Source organism: Paenibacillus sp. 05T425 (assembly GCF_056396205.1).
Genome location: NZ_JBFTLA010000016.1, coordinates 16500 through 42514, shown reverse-complemented (window position 1 = coordinate 42514; position 26015 = coordinate 16500). Strand labels below are relative to the sequence as shown.

General features: G+C 50.2%; 24 protein-coding genes. 22 read left to right on the top strand and 2 right to left on the bottom strand.

Annotated elements, in window-relative coordinates:
- Positions 1–49: 49 nt before the first annotated feature.
- The 13 genes from AC1DF0_RS27360 (at position 50) to AC1DF0_RS27300 (ending at position 14951) form a co-directional block, all read left to right on the top strand.
- Entirely contained in the window at positions 50–1462 is a 1413-nt protein-coding gene (locus tag AC1DF0_RS27360) for an alpha-amylase family glycosyl hydrolase (protein ID WP_477576484.1), read from the top strand.
- A 355-nt stretch (positions 1463–1817) separates the two neighbouring features.
- Entirely contained in the window at positions 1818–2018 is a 201-nt protein-coding gene (locus AC1DF0_RS27355) for a cold-shock protein (RefSeq protein ID WP_337103502.1), read from the top strand.
- Between the two features lie 87 nt (positions 2019–2105).
- Positions 2106–2318, top strand: coding sequence for a cold-shock protein (locus AC1DF0_RS27350; protein WP_442052290.1), 213 nt, complete (start codon positions 2106–2108; stop codon positions 2316–2318).
- A gap of 111 nt (positions 2319–2429) precedes the next feature.
- On the top strand, positions 2430–4286 hold the full coding sequence (locus tag AC1DF0_RS27345; RefSeq protein WP_442052311.1) for an LTA synthase family protein: 1857 nt from the start codon (positions 2430–2432) through the stop codon (positions 4284–4286).
- Positions 4287–4602: 316 nt separating this feature from the next.
- Positions 4603–4830 carry a sulfurtransferase TusA family protein gene (locus AC1DF0_RS27340; RefSeq protein WP_477576481.1) on the top strand — a complete coding sequence of 76 codons (228 nt, stop codon included), beginning with the start codon at positions 4603–4605 and terminating at the stop codon, positions 4828–4830.
- A gap of 62 nt (positions 4831–4892) precedes the next feature.
- The gene (locus AC1DF0_RS27335; RefSeq protein ID WP_477576479.1) at positions 4893–5378 is read left to right on the top strand and encodes a DsrE/DsrF/DrsH-like family protein; all 486 of its coding nucleotides are present in this window, start codon (positions 4893–4895) and stop codon (positions 5376–5378) included.
- A gap of 49 nt (positions 5379–5427) precedes the next feature.
- On the top strand, positions 5428–5778 hold the full coding sequence (locus AC1DF0_RS27330) for a rhodanese-like domain-containing protein (RefSeq protein ID WP_477576572.1): 351 nt from the start codon (positions 5428–5430) through the stop codon (positions 5776–5778).
- Between the two features lie 28 nt (positions 5779–5806).
- Positions 5807–6109 (top strand): rhodanese-like domain-containing protein, encoded by a 303-nt coding sequence (locus AC1DF0_RS27325; RefSeq protein WP_477576477.1) that lies wholly within the window; start codon positions 5807–5809, stop codon positions 6107–6109.
- A gap of 97 nt (positions 6110–6206) precedes the next feature.
- On the top strand, positions 6207–6779 hold the full coding sequence (locus tag AC1DF0_RS27320) for a sulfurtransferase TusA family protein (RefSeq protein ID WP_477576475.1): 573 nt from the start codon (positions 6207–6209) through the stop codon (positions 6777–6779).
- A 32-nt stretch (positions 6780–6811) separates the two neighbouring features.
- Positions 6812–7939 carry an MBL fold metallo-hydrolase gene (locus tag AC1DF0_RS27315; RefSeq protein WP_477576473.1) on the top strand — a complete coding sequence of 376 codons (1128 nt, stop codon included), beginning with the start codon at positions 6812–6814 and terminating at the stop codon, positions 7937–7939.
- A gap of 24 nt (positions 7940–7963) precedes the next feature.
- Entirely contained in the window at positions 7964–8749 is a 786-nt protein-coding gene (locus tag AC1DF0_RS27310; RefSeq protein ID WP_442052284.1) for a sulfite exporter TauE/SafE family protein, read from the top strand.
- Positions 8750–8950: 201 nt separating this feature from the next.
- Positions 8951–14128 (top strand): endo-1,4-beta-xylanase, encoded by a 5178-nt coding sequence (locus AC1DF0_RS27305; RefSeq protein WP_477576471.1) that lies wholly within the window; start codon positions 8951–8953, stop codon positions 14126–14128.
- Positions 14129–14291: 163 nt separating this feature from the next.
- Entirely contained in the window at positions 14292–14951 is a 660-nt protein-coding gene (locus tag AC1DF0_RS27300; RefSeq protein WP_477576469.1) for a hypothetical protein, read from the top strand.
- A gap of 93 nt (positions 14952–15044) precedes the next feature.
- Here AC1DF0_RS27300 and AC1DF0_RS27295 read toward each other — a convergent pair whose 3' ends face one another.
- Positions 15045–15146 (bottom strand): CHRD domain-containing protein, encoded by a 102-nt coding sequence (locus AC1DF0_RS27295; RefSeq protein ID WP_477576467.1) that lies wholly within the window; start codon positions 15144–15146, stop codon positions 15045–15047.
- Positions 15147–15249: 103 nt separating this feature from the next.
- On the opposite strand from AC1DF0_RS27295, the gene AC1DF0_RS27290 reads away from it, so the two are divergent.
- The 7 genes from AC1DF0_RS27290 (at position 15250) to AC1DF0_RS27260 (ending at position 23967) form a co-directional block, all read left to right on the top strand.
- Positions 15250–16206: an ABC transporter permease gene (locus tag AC1DF0_RS27290; protein WP_442053139.1), complete on the top strand. Its 957-nt coding sequence runs from the start codon at positions 15250–15252 to the stop codon at positions 16204–16206.
- An 11-nt stretch (positions 16207–16217) separates the two neighbouring features.
- Complete coding sequence (locus AC1DF0_RS27285) at positions 16218–17093, top strand: carbohydrate ABC transporter permease (RefSeq protein ID WP_477576465.1); 876 nt, start codon at positions 16218–16220, stop codon at positions 17091–17093.
- 106 nt (positions 17094–17199) lie between these two features.
- Positions 17200–18732 carry an extracellular solute-binding protein gene (locus tag AC1DF0_RS27280; protein ID WP_442053135.1) on the top strand — a complete coding sequence of 511 codons (1533 nt, stop codon included), beginning with the start codon at positions 17200–17202 and terminating at the stop codon, positions 18730–18732.
- Between the two features lie 72 nt (positions 18733–18804).
- A complete protein-coding gene (locus AC1DF0_RS27275; RefSeq protein WP_442053134.1) occupies positions 18805–20067 on the top strand; it encodes an FAD-dependent oxidoreductase in 1263 nt (420 codons plus the stop codon).
- Between the two features lie 39 nt (positions 20068–20106).
- Positions 20107–21738: a response regulator gene (locus AC1DF0_RS27270; RefSeq protein ID WP_477576462.1), complete on the top strand. Its 1632-nt coding sequence runs from the start codon at positions 20107–20109 to the stop codon at positions 21736–21738.
- Positions 21731–23611, top strand: a complete 1881-nt coding sequence (locus AC1DF0_RS27265) for a cache domain-containing sensor histidine kinase (protein ID WP_477576460.1) — start codon at positions 21731–21733, stop codon at positions 23609–23611. The genes AC1DF0_RS27270 and AC1DF0_RS27265 overlap by 8 nt, the downstream gene beginning before the upstream one ends.
- Positions 23612–23754: 143 nt before the next feature.
- A complete protein-coding gene (locus AC1DF0_RS27260; RefSeq protein ID WP_442053131.1) occupies positions 23755–23967 on the top strand; it encodes a TM2 domain-containing protein in 213 nt (70 codons plus the stop codon).
- A 181-nt stretch (positions 23968–24148) separates the two neighbouring features.
- Here AC1DF0_RS27260 and AC1DF0_RS27255 read toward each other — a convergent pair whose 3' ends face one another.
- Positions 24149–24553, bottom strand: a complete 405-nt coding sequence (locus tag AC1DF0_RS27255; protein WP_442053138.1) for a CHRD domain-containing protein — start codon at positions 24551–24553, stop codon at positions 24149–24151.
- A gap of 169 nt (positions 24554–24722) precedes the next feature.
- On the opposite strand from AC1DF0_RS27255, the gene AC1DF0_RS27250 reads away from it, so the two are divergent.
- The gene (locus AC1DF0_RS27250) at positions 24723–25322 is read left to right on the top strand and encodes a carbohydrate-binding family 9-like protein (protein WP_477576458.1); all 600 of its coding nucleotides are present in this window, start codon (positions 24723–24725) and stop codon (positions 25320–25322) included.
- Positions 25323–25521: 199 nt separating this feature from the next.
- Positions 25522–25965, top strand: a complete 444-nt coding sequence (locus AC1DF0_RS27245; RefSeq protein ID WP_442053129.1) for a GlcG/HbpS family heme-binding protein — start codon at positions 25522–25524, stop codon at positions 25963–25965.
- The last annotated feature ends 50 nt before the right edge of the window (positions 25966–26015 follow it).

The following is a 26015-nucleotide window of genomic DNA, read 5'->3' as shown; positions in this document are numbered from 1 at the left end:
GGCATTTCAATTATAGATTCTATTCACGGCAGTGAAGGAGGGAAAGTCGATGCCAAGGAGAGTGAAATGGATGATTGCTCTACCGTTGATCGCTTCGCTATTGGGGGTGTCTGCTTGTTCCACGGGAAATGCGGATCAGCCTAAGGAGCCAAGTAAGGAGGTGGTAGCCGTGGTGCAACAAGGGGTACCCGTTCCCGAGTGGGCGGCAAAGTCCGTCATGTACGAGGTCAATGTGCGGCAGTACACGAAGGAGGGCACTTTCAAGGCGTTCGAAGAGCATCTGCCGCGTCTGAAGGAGCTTGGGGTGGACATTCTATGGTTCATGCCAATCCATCCGATCTCTAAGACGAATCGGAACGGAGCGCTGGGTTCGTATTATGCGGTGGACGATTACAAGGCGGTTAATCCGGAATTCGGCACCGATGAAGATTTCAAGTCGCTCGTCGATAAAGCGCATGAAATGGGATTCAAGGTGCTGCTGGATTTGGTTGCCAACCATACCGGCTGGGATCACGCTTGGACGGCCAATAAGGATTGGTATACGAAGGACGAAGCGGGTAATATCGTGATGCCGCCGGGTACGAACTGGGCGGATGTCGCCGATCTGAACTATGACAATGCCGACATGCAGGCAGCTATGCTTGACGGCATGAAGTATTGGGTGAGCGAATTCGATATCGACGGCTATCGCGCCGATTATGCCGGCGGCGTGCCCAAAGCGTTCTGGGAGCAGGCCCGGGTGGAGCTGGAGAAGCTGAAGCCGGTCTATATGCTGGCGGAGGATGATCAACAGATCAGCCTTCTGAGCCGCGCTTTCAATGCCAATTACGGCTGGCAGCTGTACAATATGATGGATCGAGTGGCCAAAGGGCAGGGCAATGCGAAGCAGATCGCGCTTTACGCAGATCGGCTGGCTGCGAGTTATCCTTCAGGCACGTATGCGCTCAACTTCACGTCCAACCATGACGAGAACTCATGGATAGGGACGGAGTATGAGCGGTTGGGGGATGCGGTTAAACCGATGGCGGCGCTAAGCTTCACACTCCCGGGTATGCCTCTTATCTATTCGGGGCAGGAGGCGGGTCTTAATAGAAGGCTGCTGTTTTTCGATAAAGACGAGATCACGTGGGATGATCTATCCATGCAGCCGTTCTATAAGCAGCTTGTGGATTTGAAGCACAACAATCCAGCGCTGTGGAATGGAAGCGCGGGTGGAGATTACCGTTCGCTTGAGGGCGGCGACGACAGATTGCTTGCCTTCGAACGCACGAAGGACGGCAATACGGTTATTGTCCTCATGAACCTGTCCGCCGACAGCGTGACAAGCACCGTCCAGCTTGGAGCTTCCGCAGGTGCATATCAAACGCTTGGCGGAGGAGATGCGCCGGTCGAGCTGCAAGCGGAGCACGCGGTAGATTTGGCGCCGTGGGCGTATGAGATTTACGTAAAGTCCGATTCATAGAAGCGATCAACGGATGCGGTTCGTCCGTAGCGACAGCCGTTTACGCTTGTAAAAAATAAAATATTTTACAATGGGTACCATTGGGATTAGCTATTATCGGCCGGATAGAGTATAATACATATATAGAACGCGTGACCGAATTCACATATCGTAGTGGGTTATTCATTCGAAACAATAACCTAGTACGATATGTGAATTTTTTGTTTGAAACAAGCGTAAACGGCTGTCGCCGTCCTTTGGCGGGCAAAAGCTCGTTTCGTGGAGAATATATAAGCACATTTATAAGTGAAAACTTATAAATTCTTATATATTGAAATAAGAAGGTCATGTAAATCAATCAAAGGTGGTAATAAGAATGGAACAAGGAACAGTGAAATGGTTTAACGCGGAAAAAGGCTTTGGCTTTATCGAAATCGAAGGCGGCAACGACGTATTCGTGCATTTTAGCGCAATCGTTGGCGACGGCTACAAAGCATTGGACGAAGGCCAACGCGTCGAGTTCAATGTCGTTCAAGGCAACCGCGGACCGCAAGCCGAAAACGTTGTTAAGCTGTAAGGAATAGGAATAAGGAAATGCCCCGAACGTATCGTTTGGGGCATTTCTTTTTTTATCCATTTGTTTCTAGTGGGAAGAGGGATGCCAATGTATTATTCTCGAAGAAGATTGCAGGAGGATTTGCCGGAAGAGTTAACACCCATCTGGTCATGTACGGGAGATAGCTGTACGGGATGGATGAGAGATAATTTCACGTTTTCCATCGTGCCTCTATGCCAACAATGCAATTCCGAGATGGTGAAAAGCGAAAAAATGCTGGCAACCGTTGCGAATACGAGCCCTAACCAGCTCAAACGGTAAAAATCAGTAAGGTTGTGAATCTTTTCGCACAATCCAGCAACATCCATTTACCTTCTCTTCAAAAAGGAGTATTCTTCTTGATGCTATGGGAAGGGGTGACTGGAGTTGTCCATGTTAATGAGACTGCTCAATCGGAGATTTATTTATTTTACAATTATTCTTATATTAAAGGGTGTTCTCGCTTGGGACATCGTATTCCAAGAGGGCCCTTCATGGAACATGCTCATAACGGAGGTTCCGTTCTTCTGGATCGTGTTCTGCTTGATCGAATGGCTAGCCAAGAAACGCAAGATGCTGTATTACATGATCGTGAACTTGATGTTCACGCTGCTCTATTTTACTGTCCTCATGTATTACAAATATTATGGCATCATCGTCACGTATCATGCGTTCAGCCAAGCCGATAAGGTGACTAAGGTCGGCAACAGCACGTATTCGCTGATGGACCCTTATTATTTGCTTATATTCTTAGATATAATCGTGCTTGCCGTTATTTTGTGGAGACCGAAGCATGTGCGTATACGCAAGTCGATCAGCATGAAAACCGTACGCGGGCCTGTGCTGCCTATTATATTCGCCGTATCGATCGCGCTTTGCCTCTTCAGCGTGTGGCCGAACCGGGCCAGCATGAATGAAAGCAAGCAAGCGAATGAAATGGGTATTCTTAATTACGAGGTGTTCACGATATTCGCCGATAGCTTGGAGGCTGAGGAGCCGGTGGAGATGGAGAACATTTCCCAGGTAGCCATCGACGAGCTGAAGGGCATTCAGCAACCTGTAACACAGGCGGAGACGCCGAAATATTGGGGAGCGGCCAAAGGGAAAAATGTCATTATTCTTCAGATGGAGTCGTTCCAAAACTTCCTGATCGGCGCAAAGATCGACGGCCAAGAAATTACACCGAATTTGAATAAGCTCGTAAGTGAAGAATTTCACTATAACCATTTCTACACGATGGTCGGATCTGGAACGACATCGGATGCCGAATACGTAGTCAACACGTCGCTTTATGTGCCTCAGCATGAGGCTGCCACACAACATAATGTAGACAAAGCTCTTCCGAGCTTGCCGAAGCTACTCCATGCGAATGGGTATACAACGGCGACATTCCATACGAATAAGGTCGAGTTCTGGAACCGCACGGAGCTGTATAAGGCGCTCGGCTGGGATCGTTACTATGATCAGGCTTTCTTCGGCGACGAGGACCACGTAGCGTTCGGCTCGTCTGATGAGGTTCTATATGCGAAGACGATCGACGAGCTTGTTAAGATGGATAAAGAAGAGCAACCTTTCTACGCGCAGGTTATTTCGATGAGCGCTCATCATCCGTATCATATTCCGGAATCGAAATACCGTATGACGCTTCCAAGCAAGTACGATGATACGCTCGTAGGCAACTATATTCATGCGCAAAATTATGCCGATTATGCGCTTGGACAGTTTATCGCAGACTTGAAGGAAACCGGGCTGTGGGATAACAGCGTTGTGTTAATGTACGGCGACCATCAAGGGCTGCCGCTGTACTCGCTGGACGGCAGCGAGAAGAAGCTGATCGAGGAATTGATCGGGCATGAGTACGGATATACGGATATGTTTAAAATCCCGCTCATTATGCATGCTCCAGGCGTTACGTATCCAGCGGTGATGGAGCAAACCGGCGGTCAGATCGATATTTTGCCGACGGTTGCGAACTTGACGGGCGTATCGCTGGACAATCAAATTCATTTTGGCCAGGATTTGCTCAATCAGAGCTCCAACCTGCTGCCGATGCGGCATTTCTTGCCGAGCGGCTCGGTCATAACGGATACGGACGTATTCCTGCCGGGCATCGGGTTTGAGGACGGTGTAAACTACTTCTTGCTCGATAATAGCGAGTCGGAAGAGGGAACATCGGAGGAGCAATACAATCGAGCGCTTGAACTGCTTCATCTGTCGGACAGCTATGTGTCGCAGCTGCCGAATAAATAGTTTATTGGAGTAAGGGGGATGTGGAGACACATCCTTCTTTTTTATGCTTTAAGCTAAAGTATGAATGAGGGAATACTGGGTTGACAACATACCCTATGGGGTATATTATTGGGTTATGCAATTGAGCTAAACAGACAGACGGGAGGGAGAGGGATGAATTACAACGATCCAATGAAGAACAGGATTAAGCGTATCGAGGGGCAGCTTAGAAGCAAATATGGAGCAGTTGATCGTCGATGCCGTTAATTTACTCGTTAAGAGCAGATAATTAATATAGAAATAAGTATGATTAATACACCTAAGGAGGCTTATTATTATGAAATCAGACAAATTATTGGACGCAAAAGGGTTGGCATGTCCAATGCCGATAGTTAAAACGAAGAAGGCGATGAACGAGCTGCAGCCGGGTCAAGTGCTGGAAATTCATGCGACGGACAAGGGAGCCAAAAACGATCTTGCGGCATGGGCTAAATCAACAGGAAACGAGATTGTTGATCATCAAGAGGAAGGCGAAGTATTGAAGTTTTGGTTGCATAAAGGGTAAATTTTTTTGATCGATTATATACCTATAGGGGTATTAGTATAAAATGGAGGAGGACATATATAGTGAACGAACAAAAGAAAACAACAATCGTATTGTTTAGCGGCGACTATGATAAAGCGATGGCTGCCTATATTATTGCTAACGGAGCGGCAGCTTATGATCATGAGGTGACTATTTTTCATACCTTTTGGGGATTAAATGCGCTGCGTAAGGATGAGGACATCATGCTTCCTAAGAAAAAAGGCTTTATGGAGTCGATGTTCGGCAAAATGATGCCGCGCGGAGCCGACAAGATGGGACTTTCCAAAATGAATTTTGCCGGAATGGGACCGAAGATGATTAAGGATGTTATGAAAAAGCATAATGCCCTGCCACTTCCGCAACTGATTGAGATGGCTAAGGAGCAGGATATTAAGATGGTAGCTTGTACGATGACGATGGATCTTCTCGGCCTTCAGAAGGAAGAGCTGTTGGATGGTATTGAATATGCCGGTGTTGCGGCTTACCTGGCGGACGCTCAAGAAGGAAACGTGAACCTGTTCATCTAGTGCACGGCGGCTGGGAACAGATCAGGAGGGGTATGGATTGGATACGTCAATGGTGATCGTGATCGCTCTGGCTGCTTTGTTTATCTTGTGGAGGTTGCTTCCGGTTAAGGGAGTTAGACAGATGACGGCGGCTGAATTGAAGCGAGAGCTAACGGATACGAAGAAGCAATTTATTGATGTAAGAACGGTTGGGGAATTCAAAGCAAGCCACATTCGCGGCTTCCGCAATCTTCCTCTCCAGGAGCTGCCAAGTTACTTGAATGAGCTATCCAAGGAGCGCGAAGTGGTTGTCATTTGCCAAAGCGGGATGAGAAGCGGCAAAGCAAGCCAAATTCTCAAAAAAGCTGGGTTTCCCAAGGTTGCCAATGTAAAGGGMGGCATGAGCGCATGGCGCGCATAGCATAATACAAACAAAAGGAGCGGCTATCGTGAAGGAATTGACACCTCGGCAGGTGGAGCAGCTATTGAAGAACGGGAAGAAGATTCAAATGATTGATGTGAGGGAGATGACCGAGGTTGCATTGGGCAAAATTCCTGGTGCCGCTAATATCCCACTGGGACTCCTTGAATTTCGTAAACAGGATTTAGATAAGACGGTGGAATATATTATGGTCTGCCGTTCAGGCGGCCGAAGTGCGAGGGCAACGGAGTATTTGACAAGCCAAGGCTATCAGGCTGCGAATATGATCGGCGGTATGCTGGCGTGGGAAGGTAATATTCAAATCAGCTAAAGGAAAAGGATAAAGAGTAGTTTGTTCAAAAAAAAGAAGCTCTTTTTAACAATTTTCATACCCCTATAGGTATGATGAAAACGGAGGAACGATAACGATGACAATGATTAAATCCAATGTGAAATTAGACGCAAAGGGATTGGCGTGTCCAATGCCGATCGTCCGCACGAAGAAAGCGATGAAGGAGCTCGAAGCAGGCCAAGTATTAGAAGTAGAAGCAACGGATAAAGGCTCTAAAGCAGATATGAAAGCATGGGCTGAAAGTACAGGAAATGACTATCTCGGCACGATCGAGGAGGGCGAGGTGCTTAAGCATTATTTGCGCAAATCCACCAATGAAGAGTCGACGGGAAATGCCTTCCCTCATGTCGCGAACAATGCGGAATTGGAGCAGCGGCTGCAGGCTGGGGAGCCAATCGTTGTTCTTGATGTTAGAGAAGCGGCGGAGTACGCCTTCAATCATATTCCGAACGCCGTATCCATTCCGCTCGGCGAGTTGGATAAGCGCATGGCAGAGTTGAATAATAACGAGACGATTTACGTCGTTTGCCGCTCCGGCAACCGCAGCGATATGGCAGCTAGGAAGCTGACGGCGAACGGATTCTCTCATGTCGTTAACGTTGTACCGGGCATGAGCGGTTGGAGTGGCCGTACGGATGGTTTAGCTTAATATTCTCAAAATACGAAGGAGGATATATGACAATGACAATTAGAGCGATGCAAGTACAGGAAGCGGCAGAGAAGGCAATTAATAAAGAGCAGTTGTTTATATTAGATGTTCGTAATGAATCTGATTTCGCGGATTGGAAGATCGAAGGCGAGAATATCATGCATTTGAACGTTCCTTACTTTGACCTTATTGACGGCGTAGAAGAGATTCTGGAGCAGCTCCCGGAAAATGAAGAAATACTCGTCGTTTGCGCGAAGGAAGGCTCGTCCGTGATGGTTGCTGAGATGCTGTCCGAGCAAGGGCGTAACGTCGCTTATTTGCAAGGCGGAATGAAAGCTTGGAGTGAGCATCTTGTTCCTCTCAAGGTTGGCGATCTGAAGGATGGCGGAGAGCTGTATCAATTCGTGCGAATCGGCAAAGGCTGTCTATCCTACATGGCGATTTCGGATGGGGAAGCGGCATTGTTCGACGCGACGCGGATGACTGCAGTGTATACCGAATTTGCAAGCAGCAAGAATGTGACTATCAAGCATGTATTCGATACCCATCTGCATGCCGACCATATCTCCGGCGGGCGCGTTATAGCGGAACAAACGGGAGCGAAGTATTGGCTGCCCCCGAAGGATGCCGGCGATGTGTTATTTGAATACGAAGCACTGGTAGGCGGAGCACAAGTGAAGATCGGCAGCACAAGCATCGACATTGAAGCGCTATACTCCCCTGGGCATACGATTGGTTCCACTTCATTCATCATTGACGACCAGTATTTGCTTACGGGCGATATTTTATTTATCGATTCCATCGGTCGTCCTGATCTCGCGGGCCTAGCTGAGGATTGGGTAGGAGACTTAAGAGAAACGCTCTACGCTCGCTATAGGGAACTGTCCGAAGAACTGATCGTTCTGCCTGCGCATTTCATGGTAATGGACGAGCTGAATGAAGATGGAACTGCAGCGCGGAAGCTGGGAGAGCTGTTTAAAGAAAACCATGGATTGAACATATCCGATGAGGAGTCGTTCAGAACGATGGTAACCCAAAATTTGCCGCCGCAGCCTAATGCATATGTGGAAATACGTCAGACGAATATGGGCAGAATGACGCCAAATGAAGAGCAGCAACGCGAGATGGAGATCGGCCCTAATCGTTGCGCCGTTCGTTAATCGGCACGATAAGGAGGCAGCATGATGGAGGAGCTTAATTTAACCTATATCGTAACGATCTTTCTAATTGGTTTTATAGGATCTTATATTTCGGGTATGGTTGGTATTGGCGGTTCGATAATTAAGTATCCGATGCTCTTATACATTCCACCGTTGTTCGGAATTGCAGCTTTTACGGCTCATGAGGTGGCGGGAATTAGCGCGGTGCAAGTGTTTTTCGCGACGATCGGAGGCGTGTGGGCTTACCGTAAAGGCGGTTATTTGAACAAAACGCTTATTATCTATATGGGCTCGGCTATCCTGATCGGAAGCTTCATTGGCGGCTTTGGCTCCAAAATGATGAGTGAGAGCGGCATTAACTTGATCTACGGAATATTGGCGCTAACCGCGGCGATTATGATGTTCATTCCGAAGAAAGGCGTGGATGATATTCCGTTCAATCAAGTGAAATATAACAAATGGCTTGCTGCTGTACTGGCGTTAATCGTCGGTGTTGGGGCAGGTATCGTCGGCGCTGCCGGAGCTTTCCTGCTCGTGCCGATCATGCTGGTCGTGCTTAAGATACCAACGCGAATGACGATTGCCACTTCCCTCGCGATCACTTTTATCTCCTCGATCGGATCAACGGTCGGCAAGGTATCGACGGGGCAAGTCGAATATACGCCAGCTATTATTATGGTCGTTGCGAGTTTGCTGGCTTCACCGCTTGGCGCGATGGCCGGCAAGAAGATGAACACGAAGGTGCTGCAGATCATCTTGGCCGTACTGATTTTGGCTACGGCGATTAAGATTTGGTTGGATTTTATATAGATACCGAAAGCAATGGCGGCATCATGGAGTTGATTCTCCCTGTGCCGCCTTTATTTATTACAAATTTTCGCAGAAACATCTATAGTTTTTAGGGTTAATAGGGAGCGGAATTAGGTTTACGATGGATTTGGGGATTGCCGCTTTTTTAGTTTATGAAAGCGCTACCTTTCTCACATCCATGCATAAGGGGGAAGAAGTGGAATGCGAAGAAAGTTGAAGGTTTATTTATCCTTGCTGATTGCGGTTGCCTTATTGTTGCCGCAAGTATGGACGGGCGAATCCGCTCATGCGGCCGCAGTCGGAGATGTCGTGCTTGCCAATAATTTCGACACGAATACAGACGGCTGGTTCAAGCGGGGTTCGGAAACAGTCGTACAGTCGACCGATACGGCACACACTGGAGCAGGTAGCCTCAAGACGACGGGGAGAACGGAGAACTGGAACGGTCCGGGCGCGTATTTGGATACGTTGGTCAAAGGGGCGACCTATGAGTTATCCGTATATGCCAAGCTGCTGGAAGACACGGCTGGCGAAGCTACACTGGAGATGAACGTGAATCAAGAGGGATTGCCGGCAGGCGATTCGGCTACTTATAAAGCCGTACGAGCGGAGACGGTTACCGCCGGCGAGTGGGTAGAGATTAAAGGCAATATCACCTTGGATCCTCGGGCGACTAAGTATCAATTGTACGTTCAAGCTTCGGGCAACGCCACGGTATCGTATTATATCGATACGTTCAAGGCCAAGCTGGTTGCGCTGCCAGTGACGGATCCGGTTACGCCGGTGGCTGGGACTGTGCTGAGCCAAGACTTCGAGGATGGCAGTACGGGCGGTTGGCTGCCGCTGTCATGGGGCGGCTCAGGCACCGTTGCCATCTCGCAAGATCAAGCATCGTCGGGAAGCCACTCGCTCCGATTCTCGGGACGGACAACGAAATCGGCCAGTCCGAGCCTTAGTATTCTAAGTTATTTGCAGCAAGGCCGAACGTATGATATTTCACTCAAAGCAAAGCTGGGAGAAGGCTCGGACAACCTCCATGTGACGTGGAAAAACGGAAGCGCTTTCGATTGGCATATGGGGGTGAAGACCGTTACAAGCACGGAGTGGACAACGTTTAGCAAAACAGGCTATACGCTCCCGTCCGGCGCTGCTGAATTGCTTCTTTATATCGAGTCGGCCGCGTCCATCGCGGATATCTACATTGACGAGTTCGTCATTGTCGATGTGACGCCAGGTCAGACCGAGCCTGATCCCGATCCGAGCACGCTCGATCAGACAGGCATCGCAACTGGATTTGAAGACGGCCAAGGAGACTGGGTACGAAGAAACGGTGAAGGCAATATTGAAGTATCCTCCGACGATAATCATACAAGCGGAGGGGCTAACAGCTTGCTGACGACCGTATCGGATCAATATGATGGTCCACTCTTGAACGTTCTTGGCAAAATGCACAAAAACTACGAGTATACGTTGTCGGCTTGGGTAAAGATGGCGCCGGGAGAAGATCCGACAAGACTCCGTCTTAGCGTGCAATCCGGCGACAGCACATTCACGAACGTGTCCGCCAATGCAACCGTAACGGATGCGGCATGGGTACAGCTGTCCGGCAAGTTCTCGCTCAGAACGAAGCCGACGGTACTTAACGCTTATGTAGAAACGGCGGATGACAACGACGGGCCTAGATCGTTTTATATGGACGATTTTGCGTTAACCTATGTGGGTCCGCTCGAAGGAACGCTGCCGATCCAAACCGGGCTCGATAGCTTGAAGGATTTGTACGAGGATTATTTCGAGATTGGCGCTGCGGTCGAGCCAGCTCAGTTTACCGGCACGGCGGATCAACTGCTTAAGAAGCATTACAATGCTATCGTAGCCGAGAACTCCATGAAGCCAGCTTCGATGAATGCGGCTGAAGGCACGTTCACCTACACGGGCGCGGACGCCATTGTGAAATATGCTAAAGACAATGATATGAAGCTTCGATTCCATACGTTATTGTGGCATGAGCAAGGCGCTGATTGGATGCTGAAGGATTCGCAAGGTGAGTGGCTCGAAGCGAACGAAACGAATAAGGCGCTTGTGCTCTCTCGCCTCAGATCGTATATTCAGGCGGTCGTCGCTAAGTATGCGGATGTCGCCGATTACTACGACGTGGTGAACGAGGTGATCGACGAAGGCCGTCCTGACGGCATGCGCGATACGCACTGGTATCGCATTACGGGTCTCGATTTCATCCGCGTGGCGTTCGAGGAAGCGCATAACGCGGATCCTACCGCTAAGTTGTATATTAATGATTACAGCACGCACAACCCGCAGAAACGCGATTTCCTGTTCGATCTTGTTACGAAGCTTAGAGACGAAGGCGTGCCGATCGACGGCGTGGGCCACCAAACCCATATTAACGTGAGCGGACCTTCCATTCAGCAAATGTCGGACTCGATCCGCAAGTTTGGCGAGGCTGGATTCGACAACCAGCTAACGGAGCTCGATATATCCGTTTATACGAACAACAGCACGGTTTATGATCCGATTCCCGAGGACATTCTTGTCCGCCAAGGCTATCGGTACAAGGAATTGTTCGAGGAACTGGTGAAGCTCGACGAGGAAGGCAAAAACGCCGATCCGGACACCGCGGCTTACAATCCGGACGGCTGGATCAGCAACGTAACGATCTGGGGTCTGGCCGATGACCATACGTGGCTGCATAATCGCGGTACGACACGTCAAGACGCGCCATTCCCGTTCGATAAGCGTCATCAAGCGAAATATGCTTATTGGGGAATGGTTGAAGCCGTGAAGGAAGTCGTTCCTCCCAAGCTGCCGCTCGTCACGAAGGAAGGAAGCGCTGCGGAAGGCACTCCGATTATCGATGGGCAGATAGATGCTGTCTGGAATAAGGTTGCCGCTATGGAAACGGAAAGAACGAGTACGTTCGGAGCGAGTTTCAAAACACTATGGGATGACAACTATCTGTATGTGCTAGCTGATGTGCAAGACAGTGTTAAGACGAGCGAAGACAAAGCGGAATTGTTCGTCAAAACGGACGATGGCTTCACGAAATATGCAATTGCTCGTGAAACATCAGACCAAGTCACCGAGAAGACAGGCGGTTATATCGTCGAAACTGCTATTCCGCTTAGTGGAAATACGGTCGGCAAAACATTGTATTTCGACATCCGCTTGACGACCGGCGGCGCGCAAGACGGTACGGAGCATGGTCAGAATGGCGCAATCGTTTCCTGGAGTGATGGGCGCAATATTCAGCATCAGGATACAGCCGGTTACGGCTCGCTGACGCTTGTTGCCGCTCCTAAGTCGGCACTGGCGGTGAAGGGAACTCCGGTTATCGACGGTGAAGAGGATGCGGAATGGGCCATTGCTGCCGAGCTTGAAACGGCATTATGGGTGCAAGGAACAAGCGGATCGACCGCGAAGTTCAAGACGCTGTGGGATGAGCAATACCTATATGTCTATGCGGTTGTAACCGATGCGGTGTTAAGCGATGAAAGTCAGCAAGCGCATGAAGAGGACTCCGTGGAAATCTTCGTCGACCAGAACAATGGCAAATCGCCGTTGTACCAAAACGATGACGGCCAGTACCGGATTAACTTCAACAATATCAAAACGGTGGGCGGTCACGCTTCCCAAAGTAATTATGAGACGGCAACGAAGCTTGTGCCTGGCGTTGGTTATGTCGTAGAAGCGGCGATCCTGCTCGATACGATTACCCCTGCGGAAGGCACAGTCATCGGATTCGACTTCCAGGTTAATAATGACGAGGACGGCAATGGTACGAGAGACAGCGTCGCGAATTGGGCGGATCCTTCCGGGCAATCCTACCAGGATACTTCCAAGCTCGGTGTGCTTCAATTCGTGAACAACATGGATACGGCTCTGAACCCGCCGGCGAATGTCACGATTCGCAGTGCAGCCTATAACAAGCTCGAAGTCAAATGGGATGCTGTCGATCAAGCGGCAGGCTACAACGTATATCGCGCAACGTCCGAATCCGGACCGTTCGTGAAGCGGAATGCCGCTGTAATCGAAGCGGAGACCTACCATGATTCAAATCTAAGCACATCGACAACGTATTACTACAAAATCTCGTCGGTTGATGCGAACGGACTTGAATCGTCGTTGTCTGATGCCGTGTCCAAGCGCACAGGTAACGCGCCTTCTGTCGATCCAGTCAATCCGGGCAGCCCGGAGGATGGTTCAGGCGGCGGCTCGAATGACGCGATTGTTCCGACGATTGCATCAGGCGGACGCGCTCTAGGCATTATCGGCAACGACATGTTAGGCGGCAAATTAGCTGAAGCTGGGAATAATGCCGACGGCGTGAAAGAAATCGTGTTCGAGCTGCAGCCTGCAACGGGCACGAACGGCTACGCGATCCAATTGCCGACATCGGCTTTGAAGGATGATGAGGAATACGTCATTTCCATCAAGACGGATATGGGCATCATTCAGTTACCGAGCAGCATGCTCGCAGGTATGGATATCTCGTCCGATACGGTAACAATCGTGTTCAGTCCGGCAAGTCTAGAGGACGTGAGTCAGGCTGTACGTGACGAAATCGGCGATCGGCCGGTGTTCGATCTGCATGTGCTTGTGAACAATCAAGTTGTGACATGGAGCAACGATAATGCTCCCGTAACGATTATCGCTCCGTATGAGCCTACGGCGGAAGAGCTTGAATCGCCGGGCAACCTTGTCGTTTGGTACGTGGATGACAATGGCGTCGTAACGGCAGTCCCGAACGGACACTATGATGGGAAGACTGGAAGCATCGTGTTCCATACTACGCATTTCAGCATGTATGCTGTTGCTTACGTGGACAGAAGCTTCGAAGATATCGGGCGTTATGGATGGGCGCAATCAGCAATCGAAGCACTGGCAGCGCGCGATATCATTAATGGCACGTCCAGCACTACCTATTCGCCGGCTGCCAACATTAAGCGCGCAGATTTCTTGCTCCTTCTCGTTCGAGCTCTTGAGCTTAAGAATGATGGCGGAACGGCATTTGCAGACGTTGCAGCAACAGCTTACTATTACGACGCGGTCCGCATTGCGCAAGGACTTGGCATTGCAAATGGCGATGGCAATGGACGCTTCAACCCGAACGCTCCGATTACGCGTCAGGAAATGATGGTGCTGACGGCACGCGCGCTCGAAGCGGCGGGACAGCGGATTAACTACGAAGGATCCTTGGCTAGCTTCTCGGATGCTTCCGAAGTCGCGGACTATGCGCGTGAAAGCGCAGCGGCACTCGTCGCTTCCGGTATCGTGAACGGTATCGGCGGCGCGCTTGAACCGGGCGGCCTTCTGACTCGCGCGCAAGCTGCGGTCATTCTGCATCGCCTCTTAGGACTCGTATAGTTTAGTTTTTAAGCGATGCAGGTATCCCTTTCGGGACACCTGATAACCCCGACTATCTAAGGTCGGGGTTATTTTTATTTGAAACCTTTACGAGTGTAAGGAAGTATATAGCAATACAGTAAAGCGTTAGGACGCTTTCGTACATAAAAGGGGGAAATCAGCTATGAAAATCAAATTATTTACTTTTGCGTTGGCGTTAGCAGTAGTTATTACAGGATGCTCGAGCGACAAAACCGAGGATGCTTCTCCGGAAAGCACAAAGCAGGCGAATGCAACGAATACGGCTGCCGGCGTGCAGAAGGAAGAAACGGACAATGAACAGGAAGAAGAAAAAGGCATCGAAGTCGATAAAAATCTATTAAACGTAACCGTCACTTTGCCCGCATCGTTATTCGAAGGACAAAACATCGACGAAGTGATCGCATCGGCCAAAGAAGACGGCGTCAAGGAAGCAACGAAAAACGAAGACGGCTCCGTTACGTACAAGATGTCGAAATCCGCTCATAACAAAATGCTGAAGGAACTAGGAGCTACGATTACGCAATCCATCGAAGAGATGAAGACCGAACAAACCTTTGCTTCAATTAAGGACATCACCGCTAACGATTCTTTCAGCCAATTTACACTTACCGTAGACAAGGCAGCATACGAGGGCAGCATGGATGCGTTCGCCGCTTTCGGCATAGGGCTGCAAGGCATGATGTACCAAATGTACGAGGGTGTCGATTCCAGCAAGACGAAGGTCGTAATTGATATCAAAGACGAAAGTACGGGAGAAGTTTTTGATACGGTGATCTATCCCGATACGCTCGAGCAAGAATAGATGTATATCACTGCAGCCGAGAAGTAAACGTAAACAACAAAAAGGCGAGCCGCCGGGCTCGTCTTTTTGTTGTTAAATTTGTATAGCGAAACACTACACTTTTTTGACCTGACCGCGTATTTCTCCGTTCGGATTCTGGATCGTGTGCACATTCACATAAGCGTATGACTCTATGAAATAGGCGGCATTTAGCAACTACAGCAATCTCTATAGAATTCGACCATAAATCAAAGGATTGTCTGCTACTCAGCTTTAGGCCCGTTCTTTACAATGAAGACACGACAGAGAAAAGAAGGTGATGAGGTTGAGTAAAGCAGACACGATGCAGGCCTCGGGAAGACCGAAGCAGAGCGGTCGCCGATGGAAGCTGATCCGCGGCAATCTCGATATGTACGCGCTTTTAATTCCGGGGATTATCTTCCTGCTATTGTTCAAATATACGCCGATGTACGGCGTCGTGATCGCGTTCCAGGACTTTAATATTTTCGGCGGCATATCAGGCAGCGAGTGGGTTGGGCTGCAGCAGTTCGAGAAGCTCATGCACTCCGATGAGTTCTTGCAGGTCCTCGTTAATACGCTGCTGATCAGTTTATACAAGATTACGATTTTGTTCCCGATACCGATTGTCATTGCTTTGCTGCTGAACGAAGTAAGGCGCATGTTCTTCAAGCGGACGATCCAGACGATCATATATTTGCCCCACTTTCTATCGTGGGTCATTATATCGGGGTTATTCGTGAACATCCTGTCGCCTTCGGGCGGCATCGTCAATGAAATCATTCGATCCTTCGGCGGGGAGCCGATATCGTTCCTGACCGACAACAACTTCTTCCGCAGCATCGTCGTTTTCACGGCAGGCTGGAAGGAGATCGGGTGGAATGCGATCGTGTTTATTGCCGCTATCGCGGGCATCGAGCAAGAACAGTATGAAGCGGCGGCGATCGATGGAGCGGGACGTATCCGGCAAATGTTCTCGATCACGCTCCCGGGCATTTTGCCTACGATCATGCTCATGCTCATCCTTCGGATCGGCAGCCTCTTGGAGGCCGGAACGGAGCAGATCTTAACGATGTACAATCCGCTCGTTTATGAGAGCGGCGATGTCATCGGCACGTTCGTGTACCGTATGGGTCTGGGGCAGCAGGATTACAGCTTCAGCACAGCAGTCGGACTGTTCAATTCAGCGGTCGGCTTCTTGCTAATCGTGATCGGCAATATGCTCAGCCGCAAATTTTTGCAGAGAAGCATTTGGTAAGGGGGGATAACATGCGAGGCAAAAAATTCGGAGACTACGCGCTGGACAGCGGCATTTATCTCGCTCTGACCTTAATGGGCCTCATGACGCTGCTGCCGTTCGCCAATGTATTGTCCAAGGCAATCAGCGAGGAGTGGGCCATTGTAGCGGGCAAGGTCGGGATCTTCCCGAGAGGTTTCCAGCTCGATACGATGAAGTTCGTCGTCACGAACGATCAATTTCTTCATTCCTTGTTTATTTCGGGACTGGTTGCCGTAGTCGGAACGCTGGCGTCGCTGCTCATTACGGCGATGACGGCTTATCCATTGTCGAAGCGCGAGCTTCCCGGTATGGGCATTCTGATCGTCCTATTCATATTCACAATGATGTTCAGCGGAGGCATTATCCCGAACTATCTGCTTATGCGCGAACTGAACTTAATCAATAGCTTGGGCTCGCTCATCCTGCCAGCGTTAATTAGCGTGTTCAATATGCTCGTTATCAAAAGCTATTTCGAGAGTCTGCCATCCAGCCTAGAGGAATCCGCAAAGCTTGAAGGTGCGAGCAACTTCACGATCCTCTTCCGCATCATCTTGCCGCTGAGCGGTCCCGTATTGGCAACGATCGGACTGTTCTATGCGGTCTATTATTGGAACGATTATTTCAATCCGATGCTCTACATCAACAGTTCGTCGCTGAAGCCGCTTCAGCTTTATTTGCAGGACATTGTCATGAATGCAGATACGTCCTCGGCGCTTAACAAGAGCGCGGACGATCTGATGAACGTTCCGGCGGAAGGGGTCAGATCGGCAACGGTTATCGCGTCTACGATTCCCATTTTGCTGGTGTACCCGTTCCTTCAGAAATATTTTATCAAAGGCGTATTAATCGGTTCGGTCAAGGGTTGAGTTGGTGTTGATGCTAAGCGTGCGTTAACTTGTTCGGAATGAGAGTGAACCTGCCTAGCATTTCTGGACAATTAATGATAAATAATACATTCAGGAGGGTCACGTTATGAAAAAGGGTCTAAAAGGGGTCATGATCACGCTGGCTGCTGTACTTATGGTAAGTAGTCTAGCCGCCTGCTCGTCAGGCAATGGCAATGAGAATAACACCAAATCAGGAAATGACGGCAACCAAGCAGCATCCGGTCCGTCGTCGGTGAAGCTGAAACGGCTTAACGTTTGGCAGAATGAAGATTACAACACATACCCTGTAGCGAAGCTGCTGGAAGAGAAAACGGGCTACAAGGTGCAGTATGATATGCTTCCGCAAGACAAGTGGGCAGAGAAGCTGAATCTGATTATGGCTTCCGGCGAGGGGTATGATCTCGTTACTTCTTACAGCGACATGGCTTTATATTCGGATTATGCGCAAAAAGGGGCGCTTGTCGACCTAACGCCGCTTATCGAAGAGTTCGGTCCTAATATCAAAAACGCGATTTCGCAACAGTCGATGGATGCGCTTAAGGTGGACGGCAAGCTGTACGCGATCCCGACTTCCATTACGTATCCGGTCAATGCGAGTATTCTGATCCGGACGGACTGGCTGGAAACGTTGAATCTGCAAATGCCTACCACAACGGATGAATTGACCGCTGTTCTGAAAGCGTTTAAGGAGAAAGATCCAGGCGGCAATGGCGAGTATAACGTACCGCTGACGATCCGCGGCGACCTTCCGATGCTCGACAATATCGTAGGCGCTTTCGGCCTGCCGAACACATGGAATGACGTTGACGGTCAGCTTGTCCCGCGGGTGCTCGATCCTTCCTATAAGGATTACATCGGATATATGGCTGATCTTTACAAGCAAGGTCTGCTCGACAAAGAATTCGTAGCGAATAAGGATGCAACGGCGAAGGAGAAGTTCGCAGGCGGCAAAGCCGGAGCGATCATCGTCCACTGGGCCGATATCCCGACGATTTCCGATACGATGACGAAAAACTTGCCTGATGCGAAGTTCTCCTTTATTCCTGCTTTGAAAGGTCCGGCAGACGAGGCAGGCTTCGCGGCGAACGCGGGCTTCGACCGCCTAACGTTCATCCCGAAGGCATCCGAGCATCCTGAGGATGCGATCAAATGGATCAATGCAAGCTTGGAAGAGGAGACGTTCAAGACGATGGCTATCGGTGTGGAAGGTACGCACTATACGGTTGAGGATGGCGCGTACACGCCGATTCTTCCAATCTTCACGGATGAGCGCAACTTGGCAAACAACTACATGGCCGGAACGGATGAGGAGAAATATCCGCAATACTGGCAAGCGCGCGTCCGCAAAAACCCGGTCATGTTCGAAGCGTTCGACTTTATCAATAATAAACAATCGGATGATGTGAAAATTCAGAACAAGCTTGGCGTGGCGCCGTACATGCCAACTTACGCGAAGAACAACATGCAGCTGGAATCGATGGTTGGCGATTATACGATTAAATTGATCGCTGGCGCGGAAACGCTGGACGGCTTGGAAGCATTCCAAGCGAAGTATAAGGCAGCAGGAGCGGAAGCGAGCTCGAAGGAAATCAACGACTGGTATGTTACGACGAAATAATGGGATAAGCGGCGGCGGTCAGGGAGAGCGCTCGCCGCTTCCTTCATTCCAATGATCTGGGGAGAGATTATAATGAACAACGTGAATTATGCATTCGAACGCAAGGTTGAAACGCATGCGCATGCGGACGTAATCGTTATCGGGGGCGGTCCAGCGGGTACGGCTGCTGCTATTGCCGCAGCACGCTGCGGCAAGAAGGTTATCGTGCTGGAGAAGTCGGCGCAGCTTGGCGGCATGGGTACGCTCGCTAACGTCAGCATCTTCATGCCCGTAGGCAACGTAACCGGCATCTACCGCGAGATCATCTCGGAAATCTTGGCGGATTACTTGCCTAAGGGGCATGATGAATCGATCGCTCCTCAATATTCGCCGTTCATTGTGCGTCAGTATTTGAACGAGAAGATGAAGAAGGAACAGGTGCAGGTGTATTTCCACTGCGAATTCATTGGAACGATTCGGGAAGGCAGCCGAATCCGCGCGGTTATCGTATCGACTCGCGAGGGGCTGCGGGCATTCGAGGCGGAGCGGTTCATCGATTGCACGGGCGATGCGCGGGTAGCGATCGATGCTGGCGTTCCTTATCACACGGGCAGGGAAGAGGACGGCCTGACGCAGCCGATGACGCTTATGTTCACGATGCAAAATACGGGTAAGCCCGTAACGCCAATCCTGCCGGAAGGCTGCTACCGTTATGAAGACGTATCCGATCTGCCGCAAGGGCGGAGACTGTACTGGGAGCAAAATGACGATGGCGTGCTTCTTGTCAATATGTCGCGCGTGAAGGCGAACGGCGCTAAAATAGAAGAAGTTAATTACGCGGAGACAGAGGCGCTTCGGCAAGTGTACTCGATCGCCCATTATTTGCAGAGAACGGGATTCGAGAATTATGCGATCTCCCATATTGCTCCGCAGACAGGCGTCAGGGAGACGAACCAAATCGAAGGGCTGTATACGCTGAACGAGCATGACGTCGTGTCCGGGACCAGATTCGCGGATGCGGTCGCGCAGACGAATTACGAGATCGACATTCATAGTCCCGATGCGAAGAAAACGACGGATGAGCGCAAGATTAGCGGGTACGATATTCCGTACCGCTGTATGGTGCCAGCCGCGATCGACAATCTGCTTGTAGCGGGCAGAGCGATCGCCGCGACGCATGTCGCGATGTCCTCGATGCGCGTGCAAGCGACTTGTTATGCGCTGGGCCAGGCCGCTGGTGTTGCGGCTGCTGTATCGTTGGACAGTGAAGATGCTGAGGCGGCTATGAGAGACGTATCGATGGATAAGCTGCATGCTATTTTGGAACAGCAAGGGGTTAAGTTCATCGGCAAGTAATGCTTGTGGTGCGAATGATGGGGGAAGGAGGACAGAGCGATGTATAAATTGCTAATCGTTGACGACGAACCGACGGTCAGAACGGGCTTACGCTCCTATTTCAACTGGACGTCCTACGGGATCGAAGTAATGGGAGAGGCAGATGACGGGGATGTCGCGCTGGAGATGATCGGGAGGGAGCAGCCCGATCTGATCCTGACGGATGTTCGGATGCCGAATATGGACGGCATCACGCTGTCGCGGCAAATTGCGGAGCGGTATCCGGCATGCAAAATCATCTTTGTGAGCGGCCACGACGATGCCGATTATTTGAAGTCGGCGATGAAGGTTAGCGCCGTTGATTATATTTTTAAGCCGGTTAATCTGCAGGAGCTTAGCGCGGTCATTGAGCGGGTAGTAGCCGAGCTGGATGCCGAGCGGGCGGAGCAGCTTCATAAGCAGGAGCTGCTCGAGAAGCTGAAAGAGGGCATGCCACTGCTGCGCGAGAAGTTTTTGCTGTCGCTGATCGGGAATGGCATCCCGCATGCGGAGCTTGGCGAGCGGATCGAATTTCTTGGCTTGCGGTTACCCGTAAGGGCTTGTTATTGGGTCATTGTTATCTCCGTTGACGACCTTGCGGACGTAATGGGCAGCCGCACCGAACGGGATCGCCAATTGCTTTGGTATGGGGTTCTGAATATATGTCAGGAACTGATCGATACGTACGTTGGCGGGTATGTGATCGAGCATCGTGGCGGCGAGTTCGTTGGCATCCTGCGTGCGGAGGGGGAGCTTGCTTCGGACGCGTCGGAGGCATTGTTCGCGCTTGCCGGCGATATTCGCGGCAATCTGGAGCGTTACTTGAAGATTGGCGTTACGATTGGCATTAGCGACCGCGTATCGGCTCTGTCCGACCTAAATTCCGCGTACAAGCAAGCGCGCGAAGCAGCCGATCATAAATGGTATTTGGGCAAAAACCGCATCATTACGATGGATAGCTTAGAGAGCTCGGTGACAGATACGGGCGGTATCAATAAATACGATCTCGTTCATAACGAGCAGCTCGTATCGGCTTTGAAAGCGGCTGAAGGCGAGCGGCTGCGCGAGGTGCTAGGTCTTATTTTCAGTGACCTGAGCCGTAACCGGCGGGATGGGCTGAAATATGGACTCAACGTCTGCCAGCAGCTAGTCCTTACCGTGGGGCAGCTGCTCATGGAGCTGAGCGTACAGTCACCGGAGCTGGAGCAGGCGGAGGCATCCTTATGGAAAGCGTTATCCGATAAGGAAACGCTGGGCGAGATGTGCCAGCTGCTTGAAGCTTATTTGCTCGCGGCATGCGAGCGGATTGGCGAGAAGCGGACGGGCAAGGTAGCGAATCTAGTGGAGCGGGTGCGAGCCGTCATCGAGCAGAACTATGCGAACGGCGACTTGACCGCGGCCGATATCGGCAAGGCGGTGTTTCTAACGCCGACTTATGTAAGTCTGTTATTTAAACAAGAGACGGGGCAGACGGTTGGCGAGTATTTGACGCAGGTGCGCATCGACAAGGCGAAAGAGCTGCTTCGTGATCCGCAATATAAATCTTATGATATATGCCATGCGATCGGCTATACCGACCCGAGCTATTTCACAAAGCTGTTCAAGAAGGCGACTGGGGTGACGCCGAGCGTGTATAGGGACAACTATGTATAGAAACCGCAGGTCTGTCAAAAGGGAAAGCGGCGGGAGTGAAACGACGGGATCGATCCGGCGTTTTGCTCACCGCCTTTCGATTCCCCGCCCTTGGCTTATTGCTTATCTGCTTCTGATCGTCGTTCCGGCCGCCGTCTTCCTGTACGGCTATTACGAGCGTTCTGCTGCCATTCTGAAGAGTGAAATCGTGCGGACAACCCAGCAGGCGCTGAAGCAAGCGGGCAGCAATCTCGCTTATCGGCTGGAGCATATCGAGGATATTAGCAATGCCGCTTTCATGAATACGAATCTCCATTCTTACCTTTCCGCGAGAACGGATGATGCCTCGATCGGCATTCAGATGCAGGTGATCAAGGATTTAAGGTATTTGGTCGATACCGTGCAGTCCAATTCCGACGTATTCCATGTGCGCTTGTTCGTGAACAAGTCGAAGCTGTATGCTGGCGAGCGAATCAATTTTTTTACGTTGGACAGCTTGAAGGAGCGGCCTTGGTATGACGGCATTATCGAAGGCAACGGCGGCATCGTGTGGACAGGGGCGTACGAGGAAACGTACTTAGAAGCGGGCAACGCCCGCATCTTCTCCTCTGCCCGTATGCTGAGGGATCCGGATCACTATGACAACGTGTCAGGCGTGCTCATGATCGATGTGAAGGAAAGCTTGGTGTCGAATATATTATCGGCGCTGCAATTTGCGCCGGGTACGCAAGTATATCTCGTGGATGAGGCAGGATCTATCGTCTATCATCCTGATCGGGAGAAGATCGGGACTTCGATTGATGCTGCCATCGAGGGCGTATTAAAGCAAGGAGACCAGGGCAGCAGCACGCTGAAGCTCGATGGGGAAGCCAATGACGTTATGTTCACGACGCTGAACCCAACCGGCTGGAAGCTGGTTGCGCAGGGTACCGAATCCCAGCTGTCGCCTCAAGCGCTGAAGCTGACGCAGCGTTCGGAGTGGACGTCGCTTCTTGAATACGTCGCGCTGTTTCTTATTCTGCCATTCGTGCTGCTCGCTATTATCGTGCGCGGGATGAATCGCCGGGTGAATCATGTCATTACCGTTATTCGCAAGGAGGGGTCGGAGAGCCTGAACGAGCTGTCGCCTGTTAACGGCGATTTCCATATGCTCGAGCGAAGCGTCGACCATCTCATTCTTCGCGTGCGAACGCTTGTCGAAGAGAAGTACAAAGCTCAGATCCATGAGCGGGAGGCGCAGCTTCAGGCGCTTCAAGCTCAGATTAACCCGCACTTCTTGTACAATACGCTCGATACGATCAATTGGATCGCGATCGGCAAGGGCGCAACCGATATTAGCGGGATGATCGACAGCTTGGCGAAATATTTCCGGTTAAGTCTCAATAAAGGCAAAAACATCGTCAGCGTGGAAGATGAGCTGCGTCTTGCGGAGGTGTATCTGGAAATTCAGCAAAGCCGATTCCCGGATACGTTCGAATTCAAGCTGGAACTGGGGCCAGGAGTGGAAGAGCATCAAATGCCGAAGCTGATTCTGCAGCCGATCGTTGAGAACGCGCTGCTTCATGGCATTCGCAAGGCGAAGGGGAAGCGGGGCACAATCGTAATTTCCGCGAAGGAGGATAACGGCGATCTCCTCTTCACGGTATCCGATAACGGAATTGGCATGGAAGAGGAACGGGCGCGACATCTTCTCACCGAACCGGCTGAGCCGCAAAGCGAGAATAGCCTAGGCAGCGGAAGCTCCTACGGATTGTTCAACGTCAACGAACGTATTAAGCTGTATGCGGGAGATGATTACGGATTGTCTATAACGTCTCAGCTAGGTTTGGGTACGACGGTTTATGTGAGGCTTAAGGCTGGAGACGGAGCAGTGGAGTTGGATGGATATAGATAGGTAGTTGCGGAGAGCGCCCTTCAGGGTGCTTTTTCGCGTTCTAGATGTTTAGAATCTAGTGGATAAAGAAATCATTGACAAAATATTCATTTCACGACGATAATGATTAATGGTGTAATATATCATATTTAGGAGGATGAAGTGTGGAAAAGAGTTCTAAATCCTTTGTTGCTACGTTATTGTTTTGTATATTTCTGGGGTATTTTTCTATTCACCGTTTTTACGTGGGCAAGATAGGTACGGCTATTTTGCAAATTATTACGATTGGCGGCTTTGGTATTTGGCTGCTTATTGATCTCATCATGATAATTGTACAACAATTTAAAGACAGTGAAGGAAAGAGAATTACTGCATAACCTATCACTTAATTATATTTAATTACATATTTGCATTATTGCAGGTTTATTAACGTGATGAATGCAACAAAAAGGCACATCCTTGAGGGGATGTGCCTCAGACTGTCGAGAAAGTCTCGACAGCCTGGCGAGCCGCTGGGCTCGTCTTTTTTTTTGTTGTTCATGTTTGTATAGCGAAAAACTACACTTTTTTGACCTGACCGCGTATTTCTCCGTTCGGATTCTGGATCGTGTGCACATTCACATAAGCGTTGCCGGCATTAAACTCGGTAATCAAGTCAGCAATTGTTTGTCCGGACAAGGGTCCGACTAAATCCGCAGCCGTAAGAACGCCGCGAACGACGCCGCGTCTGACGGAAATGCCGAACTTATTCGGTCCGAACAGGAAGGCAACAACGGGTCCGTTCACACCTTTTTGACCAAGATGAATGTGAGCTGCCGTGACTTTGGCGATATTGCGGACGACTAGCTGGAATCTGAGCTCGGTACCCGCTCTGTTGAGACGGAAAAAAGCGGTTCCCGTTGCATTCGTCCGAACCGGCGGCACCTCGTTTCTTCCTAGTAGACAAGCTTTGTACGTTCTGATAAGACTTCACTCCCCTATGCTCGTAATGCTATACACTATTCCGCAGATGAAGGATGGCTTGTTTATAAGTCTATGACTCTATGTAATAAGTGAATTTTTACGAAAAGGGAAACCTGAATGATGGTATAATTAGGCATATTATGATGATACCGCCGAAGGGAGCAGGACGATGCGATATAACTGCAGGAAGGTAGAGGGAACGATTGAATCGGTGCAATGGACCGAGCTGGAGGCCGTTTCCCTTGTGCAAGTGGTGGATGGGGAACAAGCGAGACTGCGCACGACGGTTAAGGCGTGCTGGTCGCAGGAAGCGATCATGGTTCGTTTCGATTGCGAGGACGACCATGTTGTATCGACGATGACGGAGAGGGATGCGCCTCTGTATCAAGAGGATGTTGTAGAGATCTTTCTCGATGATACCACCCAAGGCCAGCTGTACAGGGAATTTGTCGTCAGCCCTAACAACGTCGTGTATGACGCGATGATCGGTAATGACGGTGAAGGKAATATCGATGTCAACAAGCAGTGGGATGCGGACGGATTGCGTACAACCGTTGTATCCGGGGATGATGGAGCTTGGGCATGCGAGCTGTATATCCCGTTGTCGAATTTCGACTATATGCCGGCCGTTGGCGCGGAGTGGCGCTGTAACATGTACCGGATCGACGATGATAAGCAAGGCAACCGCCACTTCTGGGCATGGTCGCCGACAGGCGCGATCCACTTCCATTTATCAAAGCATTTCGGTACGTTTGTATTTGTGGAGTAGAATATAGGATAGCCGTACGATAAAACCACACTATAGAGGACGGCGATAGCCGTTTACGCTTGATTCAAAGAATCATGCCGGATCAGAGATTTTATGGAGCAAATGACGCTCACCTTTCTGGGGGAATGACCATATCATGCAGTTAGAATGACGGTGCATGTTGCATCGTGCTGAGCTTCATAACAAGGAGTTGTGTGATATGGTCAGAATGACATTGGATATTGCAAAGCGATTGACTGAGGTCGCGGAGCAAAAAGGGCGGCAAATGGGGCTTAACTGTGATATTGCAATCGTCGATGAAGGCGCGAATCTGATCATGTTTCACCGTATGGACAATGCAAGAATCGCGGGTATTAATATTTCACAGAACAAGGCTTGGACGAGTGTGGCGATGCAGATGCCGACAGCTAATCTAGCGCAATCCGCTCTCCCAGGCGGTCCTACGTTTGGGATTAATACAACCAACGAAGGTAGACTCGTGATTCTCGGCGGGGGGATTCCTTTGATCGGCGAAGGGAGAATTGTCGGGGGGATCGGCGTCAGCGGGGGCACGAGCGCCCAAGATATTGAAGTGGCTTCTGCTGCTGTCTACGCTTTCGAGAGCATGTTGAAGGCGAATGGAAGGGGACGCTATACTTATTAGAATTAGTTATGAAGCACCGTGTCAGCAGTATCATTGATTCTGTTGCACGG